We start from the raw sequence: 21,058 nt of genomic DNA, 5'->3' as shown, positions 1-21,058 counted from the left end.
CCTTGTCGGGTGTAACGTCAGTCAGCAGGGCTGCACAGTTCTTCATCGTGCTCGCGCATCAATGCGTTATGCTCCAGCATCGTCACGCAAAACCGGACCTTGCCATGACCCATGCCCGCCTTCTCGCGCCCTTGAGCCTTGCCCTGCTGACCGCCTGCGCACAAACACCGAAAAACATCGTTTCAGTGGAGGCCCAGAGCGACTGCCCGCTGACACTCAAAAGCGGACAAACCCTGATCCTCACCTTGCCCAGCAACCCCACCACCGGCTTTCGCTGGCAGATCCAGAACCCGGCACAGAACGTCCTGCGAAGCCTGGGGCCTGAGGTCTATAAAAACGCGCAAAGCACGGAAATGGTTGGCAGTGGCGGACAATCGGTATGGCGCTACAAGGCGGCCGATGCAGGCAGCGGACAACTGCTGATGATCTACCAGCAACCCTGGACACCTGAAGCGCCTCCCGAGCAGACCTTCGAGTGTGCGATCACGGTGAATTGAAGCGTTTTACACGCTCTGTCAGAGAACACGCTCTGACTGATGCATCCCGGCGACAACTTGCCTAGAATGCCCGCCTTTCAAAGCCTTCGCCGGAACAGCCGTGAGCAAAGAACCCGACCGCATTTTCGCCCAGCCTTTGGCTCAGGTGCCTGACTTCGCCTTCAACGAGGATGTCGTTCGGGTCTTTCCTGACATGATCAAGCGCTCGGTGCCCGGCTACCCGACGATTGTCGAGAATCTCGGCGTGCTCGCGGCACAATTCGCCAGACCCGATACGGTTCTGTATGACCTGGGCAGTTCGCTGGGGGCCGTGACTCAAGCCCTGCGCCGCCATGTGCGCAGCGAGGGTTGCAAGGTCATCGCGGTGGATAACTCGGCAGCAATGGTCGAGCGCTGCCGTGAATACCTCAATGCACAGAACTCGATGTTTCAGGAGTTGCTGCCGGTCGAGGTCATAGAAGGCGATATTCTGGGATTGCAGTTCCAGCCTGCCTCGGTGGTGGCTTTGAACTTCACCCTGCAATTCATCGCTCCCGAACAGCGGCTGACGCTGCTGACCAGCATTCGTCAGGCGCTGGTGCCTGGCGGTGCCTTGATCCTCTCGGAAAAGCTGCGCTTCAACGATGAGCAGGAGCATGCACTGCTGACCGACCTGCATATCGCCTTCAAACGCGCCAACGGCTACAGCGATCTGGAAATAGCCCAGAAGCGCAGCGCCATCGAAAACGTCATGAAACCCGACAGCCTGGAAGAACACCGCCAACGCCTGCTGGCCGCCGGCTTTTCCAAGGTCGTCCCCTGGTTCCAATGCCTTAACTTTGCCTCGTTGATTGCCCTGCCATGATTGATCTCGCTCCACTCGTTCGCCGCCTGACAGGCACACCTCTGGCTGAATGGGCCAACGGCCTGCAAGCACAACTCGACGCCAAGATGGCCAAGGGGCACGGCGACCTGCAACGCTGGCAAAGCGCACTGGATGCCCTGCCCAGACTCACGCCGGAGCGCGTTGAGCTGGCCGACAGCTTTACTCTGGAGGTCGAGTGCGACGACGAGACCCGCACTCAAGTGCGCAAGGCCTTGATGGGGCTTTCACCCTGGCGAAAGGGTCCGTTCGATGTGTTCGGGGTGCATGTCGATACCGAATGGCGCTCGGACTGGAAGTGGTCACGAGTCTCGCCACATCTGGATCTCAAGGGTAAACGCATACTGGATGTAGGCTGCGGCAACGGCTATTACCAGTGGCGCATGCTCGGTGCTGGAGCCGAGAGCGTGATTGGTGTCGACCCCAACTGGCTGTTCTTCTGTCAGTTCCAGGCGATGCAGCGCTATCTGCCGGACCTGCCGGCCTGGCATTTGCCCTTTGCTCTGGAAGACTTGCCGGCCAACCTCGAAGGCTTCGATACCGTGTTCTCAATGGGCGTGCTGTATCACCGCAAATCGCCTGTCGACCACTTGCTGGCCTTGAAGGACTGCCTGGTCAAAGGCGGCGAGCTGGTCATGGAAACACTGGTGGTGCCGGGTGATGCACAACAAGTGCTGGTCCCGGAAGATCGCTACGCTCAAATGCGCAACGTATGGTTCCTGCCATCGGTCCCGGCGCTGGAGTTATGGCTGCGTCGCGCCGGATTCACCGATGTGCGCTGCGTCGATGTCAGCACCACGACCGTTCAGGAACAACGCAGCACCGAATGGATGCGCTACCAGTCGCTGGGCGATTTCCTTGATCCGCAAGATCACAGCCGCACCGTTGAAGGCCTGCCCGCACCGATGCGTGCTGTGATTGTCGGGCGCAAGCCCTGAGGCTGATTACCTGGCTGCCGCCACAATCAATGCCTTCATTTCGGCCACAGCAGCCTTGAAGCCCACGAACAAGGCATGTGCAACCAGCGCATGCCCGATGTTCAGCTCATTGATCCCTTTGATCGCCGCCACCGCTTCGACGTTGTGATAATGCAGGCCATGGCCGGCATTGACGATCAGGCCCTGAGCCACACCGAAAGCCACGCCATCGGCAATACGCTTGAGTTCTTCTGCGACTTCATCCGGCGTCTGTGCATCGGCATAACGGCCGGTATGCAGTTCGATGGCAGGAGCGCCGACACGCCTGGAAGCAGCGATCTGTTGCTCGTCAGCATCGATGAACAGCGAAACTTCGCAACCGATCTTCGCCAGTCGCTCGACCGCAGCCTTGATCCGGGCCTCCTGCCCGGCGACATCCAGGCCGCCTTCGGTGGTCAGTTCCTGGCGGGTTTCCGGCACCAGACATACGTGAGCTGGACGAATGCGCTCGGCGAAGGCGAGCATTTCTTCGGTTACGCCCATCTCGAAATTCATGCGTGTCTGCAGAACATCCTTGAGCAGCAACACATCGCGCTCCTGAATATGCCGACGATCTTCACGCAAATGCACAGTGATGCCATCGGCGCCCGCCTCTTCGGCATCCAGCGCGGCTTTCACCGGGTCCGGGTAACGTGTACCGCGAGCCTGACGCAAGGTGGCAACGTGGTCGATATTCACGCCAAGAAGGATGCGAGTGCTTTGGGTCACGGGTGTCTCCTGAAATTTGATCGAAGCAGGCCGCAGAGCATAAAGCCTGCTCACGGCTTGCGAAACAGTTCACGGCTCACTAATGGACGACCGCCCAGATGCACAGCCAATGCCTGACGCATCAAGCGCTTGGCTGCGGACAACGCTCCCGGAGCGCTCCAGTCAGCTTCGGCCATGGCCAGTAGTTCAACACCCTGAAACAGTCCGGGCTGCAACAGATAAACCCGCTCAAGCCCGGCATCCACTTGCAGGCGATACAAACCGTCAGCAGCAAGGGGGTCGCCATTGATATCCATGTCCAGCGCAAAGCCATAGCCCAGATCGTCCAGCAGTCGCCACTCGAATGATCGCAGCAGCGGCTCCAGGGGACGGCCTTGCGCCAATGCCGTCAGGGTCGCGGCATAGTGATCGAAAACGGCGGGGTGAGGATCTTCGGAAGGCAGCAGGCGAATCAGCAGTTCGTTGAGGTACATGCCGCTGAACAAGGCTTCACCGGACAACCAGATGGCAACACCGGCACCTTCCATGCGCCCGACATTCTTGAGTTCACCACGCCCGCGAAACTCTGCTTCCAGAGGAACAAAGGGCCGCGCCAGAGTGCCTGCCTTGCCACGCGCATTACGCAACACGGCGCGCAAGCGGCCTTGCGGTGTGAGGAAGTCGACCAGGGCGCTGTTTTCGCGATATGCCCGGCTGTGGAGCACATAAGCAGGTTGGCCGGTTGGCGTGCTCATCGGGCTGGCTCGAAAGAAAGGGGATTCACCCGATCATGAAGAAATCATGATCGGGTGACAGAACACTTACAGGTCGCCGTAACCCAACGAACGCAAGGCGCGCTCATCATCGGACCAGCCACCCTTGACCTTGACCCACAGGTTGAGCATGACCTTGGAGTCGAACAGCAACTCCATGTCGCGACGTGCATCGCTGCCAATACGCTTGATCCGCTCACCCTTGTCGCCAATGATGATTTTCTTCTGGCCGTCACGTTCGACAAGAATCAGGGCATGGATATGCAGAGTGCGGCCCTGCTGCTTGAACTCTTCGATTTCGACGGTGATCTGGTACGGAAGCTCGGCACCCAGCTGGCGCATGATTTTCTCGCGAACCAGTTCGGCAGCCAGGAAACGACTGCTGCGGTCGGTAATCTGGTCTTCCGGGAAGAAATGATCGTTTTCCGGCAGATGGGAAGCGATCAGGCCCTCCAGCGCATCGAGGTTATGCCCGTGCTGCGCGGAAATCGGCACGATGGACGCATTGGGCAACTGGCCTTGCAGCCATTCCAGATGCGGCATCAGATCGCTCTTGTCTTCGATGCGATCGGTCTTGTTGATCGCCAGGATGACAGGACCTTGTACGTACTGGACACGCTCGAGCACCATCTGATCTTCTTCAGTCCAGCGGGTGCGGTCAACCACGAAGATCACGACATCGACGTCTTTCAACGCAGCCGAAGCGGTCTTGTTCATGTATCGGTTGAGCGCTTTCTCGCCGTTCTTGTGCATGCCGGGGGTATCGACATAGATCGCCTGCACGGCGCCCTCGGTCTTGATACCCAGCATGTTGTGACGAGTGGTCTGCGGCTTGCGCGAGGTGATTGCCAGTTTCTGGCCCAGAATGTGGTTGAGCAGCGTTGACTTGCCTACGTTGGGGCGGCCGACGATGGCAACATAGCCACAGCGAGTTGCAGTTGTATCAGTCATGACCGTTCTCCACGCCCAGGGCAATGAGTGCTGCGGCCGCGGCTACCTGTTCGGCAATGCGACGGCTGACACCCTGGCCTCGACTCTTTTCATTCAATAAGGTGATCTCGCATTCGACGAAAAACGTCCGGCAATGCGGTTCGCCCTGGATATCCACCACTTCGTAACGCGGCAATTCACAGGCACGGGACTGGAGGAATTCCTGCAGTCGGGTTTTAGGGTCTTTATTGGTGTCGACCAGGGTCAGGCTGTCGAACTCGTTGGTCAGCCATGCCAGGACACGCTCACGCGCAACCTCCATGCCCGAATCGAGATAGATCGCACCGATCAAGGCTTCAAGGGCATCGGCAAGAATCGACTCGCGACGGAAGCCGCCACTCTTCAACTCACCGGACCCCAGGCGCAGGTACTCGCCCAGATCGAAACCACGGGCCAGCAGTGCGAGGGTTTCCCCTTTCACCAGACGTGCGCGCAAACGCGACAACTGGCCTTCGCGTGCCTGAGGGAAGCGCTCGAACAAGGCTTCACCGGCCACGAAGTTGAGGATCGCATCACCGAGAAACTCCAGACGCTCATTGTTGCGGCCAGCAAAGCTGCGGTGAGTCAGGGCCAGGATCATCAGTTCCTGATCCTTGAAGGTATAGCCGAGCTGACGCTCCAGGCGGCTCAAGGATACGCTCACAGTTTACCCACGCTGAATTGCTGGTCGAACTTCATCACCAGATCGATATTCTGGATCAACGGCTCACGCTGTTCATATTTCAAATGGGCACTGAACTTGTTGTTCTGCACCGTCACCTTTAAAGCCTTGTTCAAATCCACATCCCGAATATTGTTGACCTGCATGTTTTTACCGACATAACTGTAAAAATCGTCGACCGTGGTGATATCCAGGGCCTGATTGCTCTCGACCGTCTCGATGATTTTCTTCATCGACATGTAGTCAAGGTAGTGCGGGATCAGCTTGAAAGCCGTGCTCGTCACAAATGCGACAAACGCCAGCGCAACCAGCCATCCCACGAACGACAAACCTTTCTGAGAAGCGGAGAACGTCATGCTTCGACCTCGACCTCAAGAATAGCCCGCTCACGCAACCGACATGATTTATCGGTCAGAAACGTTTCGGGCCAGCCCAAATGAGATACGGCGCTGTTCTAGCAGCGCCGCATTGATTACTTGATCAACCCTACACGTGAAAAGTTAGGGAAATGACTGAGTTTGGGCTCCGGCCAGCTCATCCAGACAGCAAAGGCCTTGCCGACGATGTTCTTGTCCGGGACCATGCCCAGTTCATTCTTGGGAATATTCGGATCGTCCCAGTAACGGCTGTCATTGGAGTTGTCGCGGTTGTCACCCATCATGAAGTAATGCTCGGCCGGCACGGTCCACTCGCTGTCAGGCGGTGCGCGATAGCGGCTCATCTCCTGGCGGATCTGGTGCTCGACATCGCCAAGCAGCTCTTCGTACAGCTCAGCGCTGCCCAGAGTACCTGGCTCACTGCCGATCAGCTTCTTGGCAACCAGCTCACCATTGACAAACAGACGCTTGTCACTGGTGTAACGGATGTGGTCGCCCGGCAACCCGACTACACGCTTGATGTAGTTGACACTAGGGTCGCTCGGGTAGCGAAACACCATGACATCGCCACGCTTCGGATCGCCGATCTGGATCACTTTCTGATCCAGCACCGGCAGGCGGATGCCATAGGAGAACTTGTTGACCAGGATGAAATCACCCACCTCCAGTGTCGGTTTCATGGAGCCCGAGGGAATCTGGAAGGGTTCGACCAGAAACGAACGGAGCACCAGCACGATAAACAGCACCGGAAAGAACGATTTGCCGTATTCGACCAGCAAAGGCTCTTTGTTCAATTGCTCAACAACCGCGATGTCCGGCTGACTGACACTGCCCTGGTAGGTCGAAATGGCCGCCCGGCGACGAGGCGCCAGGAAAACCAGATCGATCAGTGCGAGCACGCCACAGACAAAGACTGCGATGACCAACAACAGCGGGAAATTTAGTGACATAGGACCTGACTATTCCAACCTGAGCACTGCAAGGAAAGCTTCCTGTGGAATCTCCACGTTGCCGACCTGCTTCATGCGTTTCTTACCGGCCTTTTGCTTCTCAAGCAGCTTGCGCTTACGGCTTACGTCGCCGCCATAACATTTGGCCAGTACGTTCTTTCTAAGTGCCTTGACGGTTGTACGCGCCACAATCTGCCCGCCAATGGCGGCCTGGATTGCCACATCGAACATCTGCCGCGGAATCAGCTCTTTCATTTTCTCGGTCAACGCACGCCCTTTGTAGTGCGCGTTGTCACGGTGCACGATCAACGCCAGTGCATCGACCTTCTCGCCGTTGATCAACACATCGAGCTTGACCAGATTGGCTGACTGGTAGCGATCGAAATGATAATCCAGCGAAGCATAACCACGGCTGACAGACTTGAGACGATCGAAGAAGTCCAGAACCACTTCGTTCATAGGCAAGTCATAGCTCACCTGAACCTGGGTCCCCAGGAACAACATGTCGTGCTGCACGCCACGCTTCTCGATGCACAGCGTAATGACGTTGCCCAGGTGCTCCTGAGGCACAAGAATATTGGCCCGCACGATTGGCTCGCGCATATCCTCGATAGAGGACAGGTCAGGAAGCTTCGACGGGTTGTCGACGTAAATCGTTTCGCCGCTCTTGAGCAACAGCTCAAAGATTACCGTTGGTGCAGTGGTAATCAGGTCAAGATCGTATTCGCGCTCCAGACGCTCCTGGATGATCTCCATGTGGAGCATGCCCAGGAAGCCGCAACGGAAGCCGAAGCCCAGTGCATCGGAGCTTTCCGGCAGGTACTGCAGCGAAGAGTCGTTGAGCGTCAGCTTTTGCAGCGCTTCACGGAAATCCTCGAAATCGTCCGAGCTGACCGGAAACAGGCCAGCGTAAACCTGCGGCTGGATGCGTTTGAAGCCCGGCAGCACGTCTACATCGGGTGTGGAACTCAGGGTCAGGGTGTCACCGACCGGCGCACCATGAATGTCCTTGATGCCCGCGATGATGAAACCTACTTCACCGGCTTTCAGGTCAACGGTTGCAGTGTGCTTGGGGTTGAACACGCCGACGCTGTCGACCAGATGCACCTTGCCGGTGGACTTGACGAGGATCTTGTCGCCCTTCTTGACGCGGCCATGACGCACGCGCACCAGGGAGACAACGCCCAGATAGTTGTCGAACCAGGAGTCGATGATCAACGCCTGCAGCGGATCTTCGATGTTGCCCTCAGGCGCAGGAATGGTAGCGACAAGACGCTCCAGCACCTCGTCGACACCCATGCCGCTCTTGGCGCTGCATGCCACCGCATCGGTAGCATCGATGCCGATGATCTTCTCGATCTCTTCCTTGACACGGTCTGGATCAGCCTGCGGCAAGTCCATCTTGTTCAGGACCGGCATGACCTCAAGGCCCTGCTCGATAGCGGTGTAGCAGTTGGCAACCGACTGCGCCTCGACACCCTGACCGGCATCGACAACCAGCAACGCGCCTTCACAGGCAGCCAGGGAACGGCTGACTTCATAGGTGAAGTCCACGTGGCCCGGGGTGTCGATGAAGTTCAGCTGGTAGGTCTTACCGTCTTTGGCCTTGTAGTACAGGGTAACGCTGTGGGCCTTGATGGTGATCCCGCGCTCGCGCTCAAGATCCATGGAGTCGAGGACCTGCGCTTCCATTTCGCGCTCGGACAAGCCACCGCACATTTGAATGAAGCGGTCGGCCAGCGTCGACTTGCCATGGTCAATGTGGGCGATGATGGAGAAATTGCGGATATGACTCAAATCACTCACGGATCAACACTCAAAAAGGTTGCAGGCAGATTACCCGCCGAAAAATAGCCGGGAATTGTACCTGAAGGAAGCAAGAGGCGTCACGTCTGGAGGCATACAGATCAATATCCACCCGGCAGGCAACCACAAAAAAGGGCGGTGTCTACCGCCCTTTTTCGTCAAATCTGCCGATTACTCAGCCAATTTGAAGGTAATGAAACTTGCTCGCCCCTGACGCAGAACGCGCATGGAGACGGAACGATCCTTGGGAAGACTCTTGGCGACCTCGGTAAATTGCTTCGCCGAAACGATGGCCTGATTGTTCAGGTGAGTGATCACGTCACCCGCCTGCAGACCGATCAAGGCAGCAGGACCACCCTGAACCTCCTTGATGACCACTCCACCCTTGAGGTCGAAGCTTTTCTTCTGCTCGGCGGTCAGCTCTATCACCGAAACCCCAAGGCGGTTGCTGCTGCGCTCGGCAGCAGAACCCGAAGAGCCCATTTCCTGACCTTCGTCCGGCAGCGCTCCGACGGTGACCGTCAGATTCTGACGTTTGCCGTCACGGATCACTTCAAGCTCGGCCTTGCTGCCGTCCTTGAGATTGCCGATCAGGTGCGGAAGGTCGGCGGACATGACAATCGGCTGGCCGTTGGCACTGAGGATTACATCACCGACCTGCAAGCCACCCTTGGCAGCCGGGCCATCTTCAAGCACCTGAGCAACCAGGGCGCCAGCAGGCTTGTCCAGACCGAAAGACTCGGCCAGGTCCTTGTTGACCTCCTGAATCACAACGCCCAGCCAACCACGGTTGACCTTGCCATTGGTCTTGAGCTGATTGGCGACATCCATGGCCACGTCGATCGGAATCGCGAACGACAGCCCCATGAAACCGCCGGAGCGGGTAAAGATCTGCGAGTTGATACCAACCACTTCACCAGCCATGTTGAACAGCGGACCACCCGAGTTACCCGGGTTGATCGCTACGTCGGTCTGGATGAACGGTACATAAGTATCGTTCGGCAGGCTGCGGCCTTTGGCGCTGACGATGCCCTTGGTAACCGAATGGTCAAAACCGAACGGCGAACCGATAGCCAGTACCCACTCGCCTACTTTCAGCTTGTTGGAATTACCCAGCTTGGCGGTAGGCAGGTTCTTGCCATCGATCTTCAGAACGGCAACGTCGGTACGCGGATCGGTACCGACCAGCTTGGCCTTCAACTCACTGCGATCGGAGAGACGCACGATGATCTCATCGGCACCATCAATCACGTGGTTATTGGTAAGGACGTAGCCGTCACCGGAAATAATGAACCCCGACCCCAGCGACTGCGCTTCGCGCTGACGATCGCCCTTTCCGGGGGCACGAGATCCAGGCGGCATGCTGCGCTCGAGAAACTCGCGAAGCATGGGTGGCAGACCTTCCATATCAGGAACCTGAGCGGCCATTGCACGATCAGGCATTTTCTGGCGGGTACTGATATTCACTACCGCAGGCGAAGCCTGCTCAACCAGCACAGTGAAATCCGGCAAATCCTCGGCCTGAGCCACAGCGACCTGGCCGAGCATCATCATGGCGGCAATCAGTGAAACATAAGATTTCAAGCGTGGTATCGACATACGGCTCCCGTTAACAACGAGCAAAGTTAAGCAGTACAGAGCGACTGACTCAAAGACCCCATGCGCCGCATTCGGATGCGGCGCTATCCTTGGGTCAGCTTTTTGGCCCCACAAACGACAAAGGCCAGAGCTGCAAGGCTGTGACCTATAGAAAAAAACGAGATTTTTTGCAACTTGCAAACCTCACCAAACATTTCAGTATCTCTGCCAAAGGCCAGGTTAACTGCGGTCTGGCGGCTTATCGGGCCCAAGATGAAACCTTTTACACATCCCGGGCACTGACCTCGTTTCCAGAGCTACTTATCCAGAACTACTTGTTGCTGGCCTGCACATCGGCACTGCGCATCGACAAGGCTACATGCTCGGCAGTCCCCATAGGGATCTCGCCAACCACAGTCACCATGACGACGCCCTTGGGCGTGGTAAGCCTGCGGGACACGGCAACGGTAGGCCCCAACTGGGTACGAATATCCGTACTGGTGCCGTCACTCACCGACTCAATGAATACCGAAAAACGTGCAAGACCATCGCCATACATCAGGCTGGTGACCAATGCCTTCGACGCCGGATCCTTGCGCGATGAACTGCTGCTGAGCTCAAAGCCAGGCGGCAGCCACTCGGAACGCCACGCAACAGGCGCGCTCGCAGGTTCGGCCTTGGCCTTGGCGACACTCACCGGCTTGCAGTCGGAACTTGGTTGCAGCGACTCGGCAGAAGGAGCGACGGTATCGAGTTCAGTGAACTGGAAGCGCTCCAGCAACTGACCTTTTTCGCTCAACAGAAGCGATTTCAGAGGCAGACCGGTCTCGTTATCCACATGCAGTTCGATGCCGTATCGGTGCTGATCCTTGGGCGTCATCGCAACAATGGTAGCCGCCCGACCCGCAACCCTGGACTTGCCGACAATGGTCATGTCGTACCAGGCCGAGAGCTTTTTGGTATCGAATACACGTGCTGTCGAATCGGAAGGGTTGGCAACGCCCGACACCAGTGTGCCACTGACACATTGGGTCAAGCCGTCAACGCGAGAGACCTCCTGAGCAGAACCATCAAGCTGGAGCAGCCGCTCGCGAACCTTACCGTCGGCAACGCTGTGCCAGATACGGTGAGTGGAGAAGCTGCCATTACGTTCGTAAACGAAAGTACCTTGATAGCTCTGCTGCTGATTGGCCTGCGCAAGACGCTTGAACATGTCTTGCGCATCATCTGCATGCGCGGGAAGGACAAGCCATCCACCAAGCAAAAGCGGTAATAGAGGGACGGCTCGCATGATCCTCCTTAACGGTTTTCCAGGCTGGCAGCACGTGCGTATGGCAGCGCGCTTTCAGTACCCTTCAACGCTGCTTCCTGAGCGTGTTGACGCAGATAACCTGGCAGACGCTGATCGCCTTCACCGGCTTGCCCCTGCAAGACACCATTGGCCATAGGGCCTGTGGCTTGCTCGGTGCTTTCAGTGTAACCGGCCAGTACTGCCGGGCCTTTTACTTGCGGTACAGACAGATTGGCAGGCTGCTGAACCTGCTGGGCCAACTGGGCACCTGCAATCTCGTCCTGATTGTAGAGACGAACACCAGCCAGAACGGCAACAGTCACCGAAGCGGCAACGGCCAGACGGCCAAGAGTGCGCCACGGACCGCGAGCGGCCTTGAGCGGGCTGACTTCATCGGCGATTGCGGCAGACACAGCAGCCGAAATATCCAGATGAGGCATCAACAACTCTTTATGCATGGCAGCACGTGCAACCTGATAACGCGACCACGTTGCACGTGTCTCGGCGTCGTCAATGGCATTCAGTACCCGACGTAATTCCAATTCATCCGCTTCGTTATCCATCACTGCGGACAGCGATTCCTGCAGGGCTTCACGACTCATGGCGGTTTCCTCTCTTGGCTATCGCCGCTGTCTCAGGATTCCTGCAACAACGGCTGCAGGGCTTTATCGATGGCTTCCCGAGCGCGGAAGATCCGGGAGCGCACGGTACCAACAGGACATTGCATGACGCTCGCAATGTCTTCGTAACTCAGACCATCGAATTCACGCAAAGTTAGTGCAGTGCGCAAATCTTCCGGGAGAAGCTGGATGGTCCGATGGACTGTGCCCTCGATCTCATCCCTCAACAATGCACGTTCCGGCGATTCGATGTCCTTGAGGCCATGATCGCCATCGTAGAACTCCGCATCTTCAGACCTTACATCGCTATCTGGCGGTCGCCGACCGCGCGACACCAAATAGTTTTTCGCCGTGTTGATGGCGATGCGGTACAGCCATGTATAGAAGGCGCTGTCACCGCGAAAGTTTCCAAGCGCACGGTAGGCCTTGATAAAGGCTTCCTGTGCAACATCCTGAGCCTCATGGGTGTCGTGCACGAATCGCACGATCAACCCTAGAATCTTGTGCTGATACTTCAGCACCAACAGATCAAATGCTCGCGTGTCACCGCGCTGAACGCGCTCGACAAGCTGCTGATCCTCTTCCTGGGTTAGCATGAACACTCCTCGTTGAGCCTGGAGGGGTGTTGCATCAGCCATTGTTCAGGCTTGCAAACATAGACTCGGGCTTTTCGCAAAAGTTCTCCCCTTCCAAGCAAGTTTCCTGCGGGTACTCATTTGACCCGCACGAAAAACGCAGCTCGAACAAGTCGGCTGCGTGAATAGTCTTGTCGGCGGCTGCGCTGTCGATGATGGGTCGACCTCGCGCAAGCCGTCGCTGTCCTTTACAGGCAACCCGCTATTGAGCCTGGGCCTCATTAAAAAGTTCCCGAGATCCAAACACAGGTGCAAGACGCATACTGCTACCTTTGCGACCAAACCAATCCGGTGATTGAACACCGGCTAACGGCTCAACGGAAAACGGTATGCATGACGTCAGGGACTGGCGCACAATCCAGCCCCGCACTGGTCTCACAATGCCATGAAAGCGAGGCTATTGTGCCGATACCCCCTTACTTATACTAGGGCCTGTTGCCGTTTCAGCACGAACTGTATTGCTGCGCAAAATTCAGCCTGCCCGGCCGTGTAAAAAGCCGTGTTGAAACCACAGAACCTGATGGCCGCCAAAGGCAGAATTCATACATGAGTCAACATTTTCAGCACGATGTACTGGTGATTGGCAGCGGTGCGGCGGGATTGAGTCTGGCGCTGACCCTTCCCGGACATTTGCGCATCGCGGTCCTGAGCAAGGGCGACCTGTCCAACGGTTCGACATTCTGGGCCCAGGGCGGCGTTGCTGCCGTACTCGATGACACCGACACCGTAGAGTCTCATGTCGAAGACACACTCAATGCCGGTGGCGGTCTCTGCAATGAAGAAGCGGTACGTTTCACGGTAGAACACAGCCGTGAGTCGATCCAGTGGCTGATCGATCAGGGCGTTCCGTTCACTCGCGGCGATCATTCGGACACCGAAGAAAGCAGTTTCGAATTCCACCTGACCCGCGAAGGCGGCCACAGCCATCGCCGGATCATCCATGCGGCCGACGCTACCGGAGCCGCTATTTTCAAGACGCTGTTCGAGCAGGCCAGCAAACGTCCGAATATCGAACTGCTGGATCAGCGCGCCGCCATCGACCTGATCACTGAACGACGCCTGGGCCTGACAGGCCAGCGCTGCCTCGGCGCTTACGTGCTCAACCGCAAGACGGGGGAAGTCGACACCTATGGTGCCCGCTTTACCATCCTGGCCTCGGGCGGTGCGGCGAAGGTTTACCTCTATACCAGCAACCCCGACGGTGCCTGTGGTGACGGCATCGCCATGGCCTGGCGCTCCGGTTGCCGGGTCGCGAATCTGGAATTCAACCAGTTTCACCCAACCTGCCTCTATCACCCACAAGCCAAGAGCTTCCTGATTACTGAAGCGCTGCGTGGCGAGGGAGCCTATCTCAAGCTGCCCAACGGCGAGCGCTTCATGCCGCGCTTCGATGAACGTGCCGAACTGGCTCCCCGCGACATAGTCGCCCGCGCCATCGACCACGAAATGAAGCGTCTGGGTGTCGATTGCGTCTATCTGGACATCAGCCACAAGCCTGAATCCTTCATCAAGACTCACTTCCCGACCGTCTACGAGCGCTGCCTGGAATTCTCCATCGACATCACCAGACAGCCAATCCCGGTGGTGCCAGCCGCGCATTACACCTGCGGCGGCGTGATGGTCGACAGCAAGGGCCGCACCGATGTGCCCGGCCTGTACGCCATCGGCGAAACCAGCTTTACCGGGCTGCACGGCGCCAATCGCATGGCCAGCAACTCACTGCTTGAGTGCTTTGTCTACGCACGCTCTGCGGCCGCGGACATCGAGGCGCAACTGGCCGAGATTCAGATGCCAGACAACCTGCCCGCCTGGGATGCCAGCCAGGTGACCGACTCCGATGAAGACGTAATCATTGCGCACAACTGGGACGAACTGCGGCGTTTCATGTGGGACTACGTCGGGATCGTGCGTACCAACAAACGCTTGCAGCGCGCCCAGCACCGGGTACGCCTGCTGCTTGATGAAATCGATGAGTTCTACAGCAACTATAAAGTCAGCCGCGACCTGATCGAGTTGCGCAATCTGGCACAAGTGGCCGAACTGATGATCCGCTCGGCAATGGAGCGCAAAGAAAGCCGCGGCCTTCATTACACGCTGGATTACCCGAACATGCTGCCTCAGGCACTGGACACTATTCTGGTACCGCCCACCTACGCGGGCTGAATTTCAGACGTACGCGCAGGCGTCGGTGGGTATCCGGCGTCAGCGCATCGCAGGGAATGCAGATACTTTTAATATGGCGCCCGGCTCGTCCCTCTTTTACGGGACGAAAGCGCAAGATGACGACCCATGGCAGCGCCAGGCTGTCACGACAGAGCTGCACGGGCTGCCAGCCGCCCTGCTCACTCCACAACTGCCAGCCCTTGCGATCACGCCGCAAGGCGGTGACTGCCGAGCGGCGAGCAAGCAGGATCGACCCGGGAACGACCCAAAAACCATGGGCCAGACAAAACAGGACGCCGAGCACAGAAGCCCAGCCGGGGATATCGAGCCAATACAGGGCAAAGAGCGCCAGTAGCTGGATACTCAGATACCCGACCAATAGCAGGCGCGAGGCCTGCCAGTGGCACTCGAAACGATCACTTGGGCTGGACACGGTCCAGAATCATGCGAACCATGCGCTGTAACTCGGGATCTTCGGATTCGGCACGCTGCATGAACCAGCCGAACATGTCCTGATCCTCACAAGTGAGCAGGCGACGATAAAGCTCACGATCTTCTTCATTCAAATCCGGGTAGACTTCCCGGACAAACGGCACCAGCAGCACGTCCAGTTCAAGCATGCCGCGGCGGCTGTGCCAATAAAGGCGGTTGAGTTCGACGTCTTCGACCATGGAGCGCTCCTCAAAGTAGGTCGCGAGTATACAGGTGCGAGACGTTTGAGCGAATTGCCCAATGGTCGCAGCAGTTTTCATATACCCATATTCACGACTCGGCACTATGATGTGCCCCAGACTTTTCCTCTTGCGATGACCATGGCCCACTCAGCTTTCTTCAGCACGCTATCCCATGAGGGCATTCTTGCCGTTCGCGGCGTGGATGCCAGCAAATTCCTGCAGGGTCAGTTGACCTGCAACCTCAACTACCTGAACGACAGCAAATCCAGCCTGGGTGCCCGCTGCACCCAAAAAGGCCGTATGCAGTCGAGCTTCCGCATCGTGCTCGAAGGCGATGGCTGTCTGCTGGCAATGGCCAGCGAGCTGATCGAGCCGCAATTGCTGGACCTGAAAAAATACGCGGTCTTCTCCAAGTCCAAGCTGACAGACGAGAGCGCAGCCTGGGTGCGATTCGGTCTTCAGGATGGTGACGGAGCCCTGGTCAGCCTCGGGCTCGACCTGCCTCAGGACACCGACGCACTGGTGCGCGCCAACGATCTGATTGCCATCCGCACTTCCCCTGCACGCGCCGAACTCTGGGTTCGTGCCGAACAGGCAGAGGATGTGAAATCACGGCTGGCTGCCCAACTGCCCGAAGGCCCGCTCAATGACTGGCTTCTGGGCCAGATCCGCGCCGGTATCGGCCAGGTAGTGGGCAGCACTCGCGAAGAATTCATCCCGCAGATGATCAATCTGCAGGCGGTCGGCGGCGTCAGCTTCAAGAAAGGTTGCTACACCGGCCAGGAAATCGTGGCCCGCATGCAGTATCTTGGCAAACTCAAGCGCAGGCTTTATCGCCTTACGCTGGAGGCCAGCGAACTTCCCGAACCCGGTACGTCGCTGTTCTCTCCCGTACACAACAGCGCCGTGGGCAATGTCGTTATCGCAGCCAACGCCGAGCAAGGCATCGAGTTGCTGGCGGTATTGCAAGCCGATGCCGCGGAAAGCGGCAACCTTCATCTCGGCTCGCCAGACGGACCAACCCTGCAATTGAGCGAACTGCCCTACACCCTGGACAGCAAGCTCGAAACCCAGCGTTAAGCCGTTACGGCGAACACCCGCACGTTACAACTGTCACAAAAGCTATCTGGCCTCCTGACGCTTACCCGGCGTCCAGGCGGCCTGAACACCCCCAACGGCTGCGAGATGCAACATGAGCAAGATGGCTGACGAGGTGCAGAGAAACCTGATCAAGGCAATCGATAGAGATGCCTTGTTTCTGCCTACCCTGCCAGAGGTAGCCCTGAAAATTCGCCTGGCTGCCGAAAACACCGAAATAAGCATTGCCGAACTGAGCAAAGTCATCGGCAGTGACACCGCACTGTCCGCACGACTGATCAAGGTTGCCAACAGCCCGTTGCTGCGCGCCAACTTTGAAGTCAGCGACGTAAACACCGCCATCCGCCGCCTGGGCGTCAATTACACCTGCAACCTGGCCATCGGCCTTGTAGTCGAGCAGATGTTTCACGCCAAGTCGGAAGTCATCGAACACAAGATGCGGGAAATCTGGAAGCAGAGCCTGCAAGTGGCCGGGATCAGCTATACCCTGTGTCACCGGCACACCAACCTGAAGCCGGATCAGGCCACGCTCGCCGGACTGATCCACCTCATCGGCATCCTGCCGATCCTGACGTACGCCGAAGACCACTTCGATCTGCTGTCCGACCCGATCAGCCTCAACCATGTGATCGACAACATTCACCCGATCATCGGCGAACGCCTGCTGCGATCATGGGATTTCCCGGAGCCGCTGGCGGCAGTGCCGGCGCAGTTCCAGGATTTCACACGGGTGTCCAGAAGTGCCGATTACATCGATCTGGTACAAGTCGCGACCATCCACATCCACAAGAACACCACTCACCCCTTCAGCCAGATCGACATTGTCGACCTGCCAGCCTTTCATCAATTACGGCTGAATGTGGCCGGTGGACTGCTGAGTGCTGAAATGGACGAAGCGATGGGCATGCTTTACTGAAAAGCAGCAAAACTGACTCGCACTTTCAAACCACGCTGCGCCCCGTCATGCAGAGATATCTGCGCCAGGTGGGCGCGGCAGATCTCACCGACGATCGCCAGCCCCAACCCGGAACCGCTACCCTGTTGATTGCGGCGGTAGAAACGCTCGAAGACCCGCTCGCGGTCTTCCTCTGGAATACCCGAACCATCGTCCTCGACTTCCAGAATGCAGGGTCCATAAACCCGCAACACAACGTTGCCGCCCACCGGGGTATGCGCCAGAGCATTGTCGATCAGGTTGCTCAGCAACTCGTTGAGCAACGTCGGCTCGCCACGCAGCCAGACCGGCTCATCAGCCTCAAGCGCCAGCGCAACGCCACGGGAATGAGCCAGTGGCGCCATGGCCATGCCCAGTTCACGGGCCAACTGGCTCAGATCCAGCTTCTGCACGCCACCTTCGGCAATCGCGCGGGCTCCGTTCTCGATGCGCGCCAGTGACAACAACTGGTTGGCCAGAGACGTCAACCGATCCGTCCCTTGGGCTGCGGCCTCAAGGGTTGAACGCCACTGCTGAGGATCGGAATCACGCAAACCAAGCTCGACCCGCGCCTTGAGCGCAGCCAGTGGCGTGCGCAATTCATGGGCGGCATCGGCAATGAACTGCGCCTGACGCTCAAACTGCAAACGCAGGCGCTCAGTGAAGTGGTTGAGCGCATTCACCAGCGGGCGCAGTTCACGCTGCACCTCAACCATAGGCAGAGCGCGCAAGTCATCGGGCTGTCGCTCCTCCACGGCAGTACGCAGTCGCTCCAGCGGACGCAATGTGGAGCTGACCGTGATCCAGACCAGCAACAAGGCGCCGCCGCCCAGCATCCCCAGACGCAGCAAAGTGTCCGCCATCAGGCTGCGGGCCATACGCACCCTCGCCTCCTGGGTTTCAGCCACACGAATTTCCGCCATACCGTTCATGCCGGGTTCGCTGACCGGTTTGAGCAGGCTGACCACCCGCACATCCTGGCCCAGGTAAACGCCGTTGTAGAACTTGGCGAGTGCCGGGTAATCGTCGGTACGCAAGGTTCCTGAAGGCGGGGAAGGCAGGTTTTCATAGCCGGAAATCAACGTCTTGTTGATGTCGTTGACCAGGTAATAGATACGCCCTTCGCTGTCATAGGCAAAGGTATCCAGCGCCACATAAGGCACATCGGCGCTCAGCGTGCCGTCGCGCTGGGTCAACCCGGCAGCGATGGTCCGCGCCGAAGCCAGCAGAGTACGGTCATAGGCCGTGTCGGCCACTTCGCGTCCATTCCAGTAGGCGCTCATGCCGCTGGCCAGCATCAACACAATCAGCAGTAATGCCAGGTTCCATAACAGTCGCCAGCGCAGGCTGTCGTTATGCATCGCGGTTTTCCAGCAGATAACCCAGGCCACGGAAAGTCACGATGGCAATGGGATAACCATCGAGCTTCTTGCGCAGGCGATGGACGTAGATTTCGATGGCATCCGGGCTGGCTTCTTCATCAAGGCCGAAAACCTGCGCTGCCAGTTGTTCCTTGCTCATGACCCGACCCGGGCGGGCAATCAGCGCCTCAAGCACGGCTTGCTCACGGGAGGTCAGGTTCAGCAAGTCACTGCCCAGAGTGAAACGTCTCGTATCCAGGTCATAGGCCAGCACACCACAACGCTGCTGCCGCTCACCGCCCAGCACACTGCGACGCAGCAGCGCCTTGACCCGCGCCTCCAGCTCAGAAAGCTCGAACGGCTTGGCCAGATAATCGTCGGCCCCCAGATTGAGCCCGTGGACCCGATCCTTGACATCGCTACGCGCTGTCAGCATCAGCACCGGCAGGTTCTTGCCCCGCGCCCGCAAACGCCCCAGCACTTCAAAACCATCCAGGCGCGGCAGCCCTACATCAAGGATCGCCACCGCATATTGCTCACTGCTCAAGGCCAGATCGGCCGCAACGCCATCGTGCAACACATCAACGTTCAAACCTGCGTTCTTGAGCGCCTGGGCGATACTTTCAGCCAATTGCAGATGGTCTTCGACGAGAAGAACACGCATCGCCGTCTCCTGAATCATGAATGTTGTAATGAAGGCACGAAGGCGGAGTGTACAGGCGTGCCACAACCTGTGAAGCATTGAAACAACTAGAGGCTATTGAATACACCTCTCAAAGATAGTTGAAAGGTTTGTGAAAGGTTCGCCATTTAGCATCGCGATACGGCCGCAGAAATGGGCACGTAAATAAAGGCGCCTGGATGCGTCTGTAAAATAAAAACAATAAATGGAGTCAACCATGTCCAAGCCATCCCTGGCTTTGCACCTCGTCTATTGCGTCGAGCCCTCGACCGTTCCGTTCTTGCTCAGCAAATCCATTTCCCGCTTGCGATGCGCTCATTTGCGTCGACGATAAACCGTGCGTGCGACAGAAATCGTACTGAACAGCTTCTTCTATCCAAAAACAAAAAACGTTTCAGGAGACTGACCATGATTCGATCCTTGCGTCATTTGAGCCTGGCGGCCGGCTGCATGCTGGTTGCTACACAATTGTTCGCCGCGGAGCCCAAGCGTCCGGAATGCATTGCACCGGCCTCGCCCGGAGGCGGTTTCGACCTGACCTGCAAGCTGATCCAGAGCGCACTGATCAACGAAAAGATCCTGACCACCCCAATGCGCGTGACGTACATGCCTGGTGGTGTCGGCGCAGTGGCCTACAACGCAGTGGTCGCGCAACGACCAGCCGATGCCGGGACACTGGTGGCGTGGTCCAGCGGTTCCTTGCTCAACCTGGCACAAGGCAAGTTCGGCCGTTTCGATGAAAATGCCGTGCGCTGGCTAGCCGCAGTGGGCACCAGCTACGGCGCCATCGCAGTCAAGAGCGATTCGCCTTACAAGAACCTCGACGACCTGGTCCAGGCTCTGAAGACCGACCCAAGCAAAGTGGTGATCGGCTCCGGCGGCACCGTCGGCAGCCAGGACTGGATGCAGACCGCACTGATCGCAAAAGCCGCTGGCATCAACCCGCGCGCCCTGCGCTATGTCGCCCTCGAAGGCGGCGGTGAAATCGCAACCGCCCTGCTCGGCGGCCACATTCAGGTGGGCAGTACCGATATCTCCGACTCCATGCCACACATCCTGAGCGGTGACATGCGTCTGCTGGCGGTATTCGCCGAGAAGCGCATCGACGAGCCGGAAATGAAAGACATTCCAACCGCCAAGGAACAGGGGTACGACATCGTCTGGCCTGTGGTCCGTGGTTTCTATGTCGGCCCAAAAGTCAGCGACGAAGCCTACGATTGGTGGAAAACTTCGTTCGACAAGATCCTGGCGTCGGAAGACTTCGCCAAACTGCGCGACCAGCGCGAGCTGTTCCCCTTCGCCATGACCGGTGCGGAGCTGGACACCTACGTCAAGAAACAAGTCGCGGACTACAAGATGCTGGCCAAGGAGTTCGGCCTGATTCAGTGATTGAACTCAATTGACTGACGATCCGTTGCGCCTGCCCGGCAGGCGCGACGCAG

General features: G+C 57.8%; 22 protein-coding genes. 7 read left to right on the top strand and 15 right to left on the bottom strand.

The features are described 5' to 3' along the window. Positions 1-104 precede the first annotated feature (104 nt). From Q6A51_RS12465 to cmoB, 3 genes are all read left to right on the top strand, one after another. The gene (locus Q6A51_RS12465) at positions 105-497 is read left to right on the top strand and encodes a protease inhibitor I42 family protein (protein ID WP_201017400.1); all 393 of its coding nucleotides are present in this window, start codon (positions 105-107) and stop codon (positions 495-497) included. A 100-nt stretch (positions 498-597) separates the two neighbouring features. Then, positions 598-1,341, top strand: a complete 744-nt coding sequence (gene cmoA, locus Q6A51_RS12460) for a carboxy-S-adenosyl-L-methionine synthase CmoA (protein WP_201000171.1) — start codon at positions 598-600, stop codon at positions 1,339-1,341. Continuing rightward, positions 1,338-2,297, top strand: coding sequence for a tRNA 5-methoxyuridine(34)/uridine 5-oxyacetic acid(34) synthase CmoB (gene cmoB / locus Q6A51_RS12455; RefSeq protein WP_201017401.1), 960 nt, complete (start codon positions 1,338-1,340; stop codon positions 2,295-2,297). Before cmoA ends, cmoB begins: the two co-directional genes overlap by 4 nt. Positions 2,298-2,303: 6 nt before the next feature. Here the strand turns inward: cmoB and pdxJ are convergent, their stop codons facing one another. The 11 genes from pdxJ to rpoE all read right to left on the bottom strand — a co-directional run bounded on the left by pdxJ (position 2,304) and on the right by rpoE (position 12,665). Beyond that, positions 2,304-3,044, bottom strand: a complete 741-nt coding sequence (gene pdxJ / locus Q6A51_RS12450) for a pyridoxine 5'-phosphate synthase (RefSeq protein WP_201000173.1) — start codon at positions 3,042-3,044, stop codon at positions 2,304-2,306. A gap of 50 nt (positions 3,045-3,094) precedes the next feature. Further along, positions 3,095-3,778 (bottom strand): DNA repair protein RecO, encoded by a 684-nt coding sequence (gene recO, locus Q6A51_RS12445; RefSeq protein WP_201000174.1) that lies wholly within the window; start codon positions 3,776-3,778, stop codon positions 3,095-3,097. 66 nt (positions 3,779-3,844) lie between these two features. Beyond that, entirely contained in the window at positions 3,845-4,747 is a 903-nt protein-coding gene (era, locus tag Q6A51_RS12440) for a GTPase Era (RefSeq protein ID WP_201017403.1), read from the bottom strand. Next, entirely contained in the window at positions 4,740-5,429 is a 690-nt protein-coding gene (rnc, locus tag Q6A51_RS12435) for a ribonuclease III (protein WP_025261572.1), read from the bottom strand. Before rnc ends, era begins: the two co-directional genes overlap by 8 nt. Next, the gene (locus Q6A51_RS12430; RefSeq protein WP_201017404.1) at positions 5,426-5,803 is read right to left on the bottom strand and encodes a DUF4845 domain-containing protein; all 378 of its coding nucleotides are present in this window, start codon (positions 5,801-5,803) and stop codon (positions 5,426-5,428) included. Before Q6A51_RS12430 ends, rnc begins: the two co-directional genes overlap by 4 nt. Positions 5,804-5,919: 116 nt before the next feature. Then, positions 5,920-6,774, bottom strand: a complete 855-nt coding sequence (gene lepB / locus Q6A51_RS12425) for a signal peptidase I (protein ID WP_304574913.1) — start codon at positions 6,772-6,774, stop codon at positions 5,920-5,922. 9 nt (positions 6,775-6,783) lie between these two features. Then, positions 6,784-8,580 carry a translation elongation factor 4 gene (gene lepA / locus Q6A51_RS12420; protein ID WP_201000177.1) on the bottom strand — a complete coding sequence of 599 codons (1,797 nt, stop codon included), beginning with the start codon at positions 8,578-8,580 and terminating at the stop codon, positions 6,784-6,786. Positions 8,581-8,751: 171 nt separating this feature from the next. After that, positions 8,752-10,134 carry a DegQ family serine endoprotease gene (locus Q6A51_RS12415; RefSeq protein ID WP_236250157.1) on the bottom strand — a complete coding sequence of 461 codons (1,383 nt, stop codon included), beginning with the start codon at positions 10,132-10,134 and terminating at the stop codon, positions 8,752-8,754. Between the two features lie 355 nt (positions 10,135-10,489). Further along, positions 10,490-11,449 carry a MucB/RseB C-terminal domain-containing protein gene (locus tag Q6A51_RS12410; protein WP_201000179.1) on the bottom strand — a complete coding sequence of 320 codons (960 nt, stop codon included), beginning with the start codon at positions 11,447-11,449 and terminating at the stop codon, positions 10,490-10,492. Positions 11,450-11,457: 8 nt separating this feature from the next. Continuing rightward, complete coding sequence (locus Q6A51_RS12405) at positions 11,458-12,051, bottom strand: RseA family anti-sigma factor (protein WP_201000180.1); 594 nt, start codon at positions 12,049-12,051, stop codon at positions 11,458-11,460. Between the two features lie 32 nt (positions 12,052-12,083). Next, a complete protein-coding gene (gene rpoE / locus Q6A51_RS12400) occupies positions 12,084-12,665 on the bottom strand; it encodes an RNA polymerase sigma factor RpoE (RefSeq protein ID WP_002554912.1) in 582 nt (193 codons plus the stop codon). 585 nt (positions 12,666-13,250) lie between these two features. On the opposite strand from rpoE, the gene nadB reads away from it, so the two are divergent. Beyond that, positions 13,251-14,867, top strand: a complete 1,617-nt coding sequence (nadB, locus tag Q6A51_RS12395; protein WP_201017408.1) for an L-aspartate oxidase — start codon at positions 13,251-13,253, stop codon at positions 14,865-14,867. On the opposite strand, the gene Q6A51_RS12390 is transcribed toward nadB, so the two are convergent. Continuing rightward, positions 14,836-15,300: a protein YgfX gene (locus tag Q6A51_RS12390; RefSeq protein ID WP_304574912.1), complete on the bottom strand. Its 465-nt coding sequence runs from the start codon at positions 15,298-15,300 to the stop codon at positions 14,836-14,838. The genes nadB and Q6A51_RS12390 overlap by 32 nt on opposite strands. Next, a complete protein-coding gene (locus Q6A51_RS12385; protein WP_201000183.1) occupies positions 15,284-15,538 on the bottom strand; it encodes an FAD assembly factor SdhE in 255 nt (84 codons plus the stop codon). Before Q6A51_RS12385 ends, Q6A51_RS12390 begins: the two co-directional genes overlap by 17 nt. Positions 15,539-15,679: 141 nt before the next feature. Between Q6A51_RS12385 and ygfZ the strand changes: the two genes are divergently transcribed. Both ygfZ and Q6A51_RS12375 read left to right on the top strand, forming a co-directional pair. Beyond that, entirely contained in the window at positions 15,680-16,621 is a 942-nt protein-coding gene (gene ygfZ / locus Q6A51_RS12380) for a CAF17-like 4Fe-4S cluster assembly/insertion protein YgfZ (protein ID WP_201000184.1), read from the top strand. A gap of 112 nt (positions 16,622-16,733) precedes the next feature. Then, entirely contained in the window at positions 16,734-17,555 is an 822-nt protein-coding gene (locus Q6A51_RS12375; protein WP_201017411.1) for an HDOD domain-containing protein, read from the top strand. On the opposite strand, the gene Q6A51_RS12370 is transcribed toward Q6A51_RS12375, so the two are convergent. Together Q6A51_RS12370 and Q6A51_RS12365 are read right to left on the bottom strand one after the other, a co-directional pair. Continuing rightward, positions 17,549-18,934, bottom strand: a complete 1,386-nt coding sequence (locus Q6A51_RS12370) for a sensor histidine kinase (RefSeq protein ID WP_201017412.1) — start codon at positions 18,932-18,934, stop codon at positions 17,549-17,551. The genes Q6A51_RS12375 and Q6A51_RS12370 overlap by 7 nt on opposite strands. Next, positions 18,927-19,598, bottom strand: coding sequence for a response regulator (locus Q6A51_RS12365; RefSeq protein ID WP_304574911.1), 672 nt, complete (start codon positions 19,596-19,598; stop codon positions 18,927-18,929). Before Q6A51_RS12365 ends, Q6A51_RS12370 begins: the two co-directional genes overlap by 8 nt. A 426-nt stretch (positions 19,599-20,024) precedes the next feature. Here Q6A51_RS12365 and Q6A51_RS12360 point away from each other — a divergent pair, with 426 nt between their 5' ends. Then, positions 20,025-21,005, top strand: a complete 981-nt coding sequence (locus Q6A51_RS12360; RefSeq protein WP_405046143.1) for a Bug family tripartite tricarboxylate transporter substrate binding protein — start codon at positions 20,025-20,027, stop codon at positions 21,003-21,005. Positions 21,006-21,058: the final 53 nt, after the last annotated feature.

It is taken from the genome of Pseudomonas serbiensis, from assembly GCF_030580745.1.
GTDB lineage: Bacteria > Pseudomonadota > Gammaproteobacteria > Pseudomonadales > Pseudomonadaceae > Aquipseudomonas > Aquipseudomonas serbiensis.
Note: the sequence above shows the minus strand (reverse complement) of the source record. Positions and strands in the feature narration are given on the sequence as shown.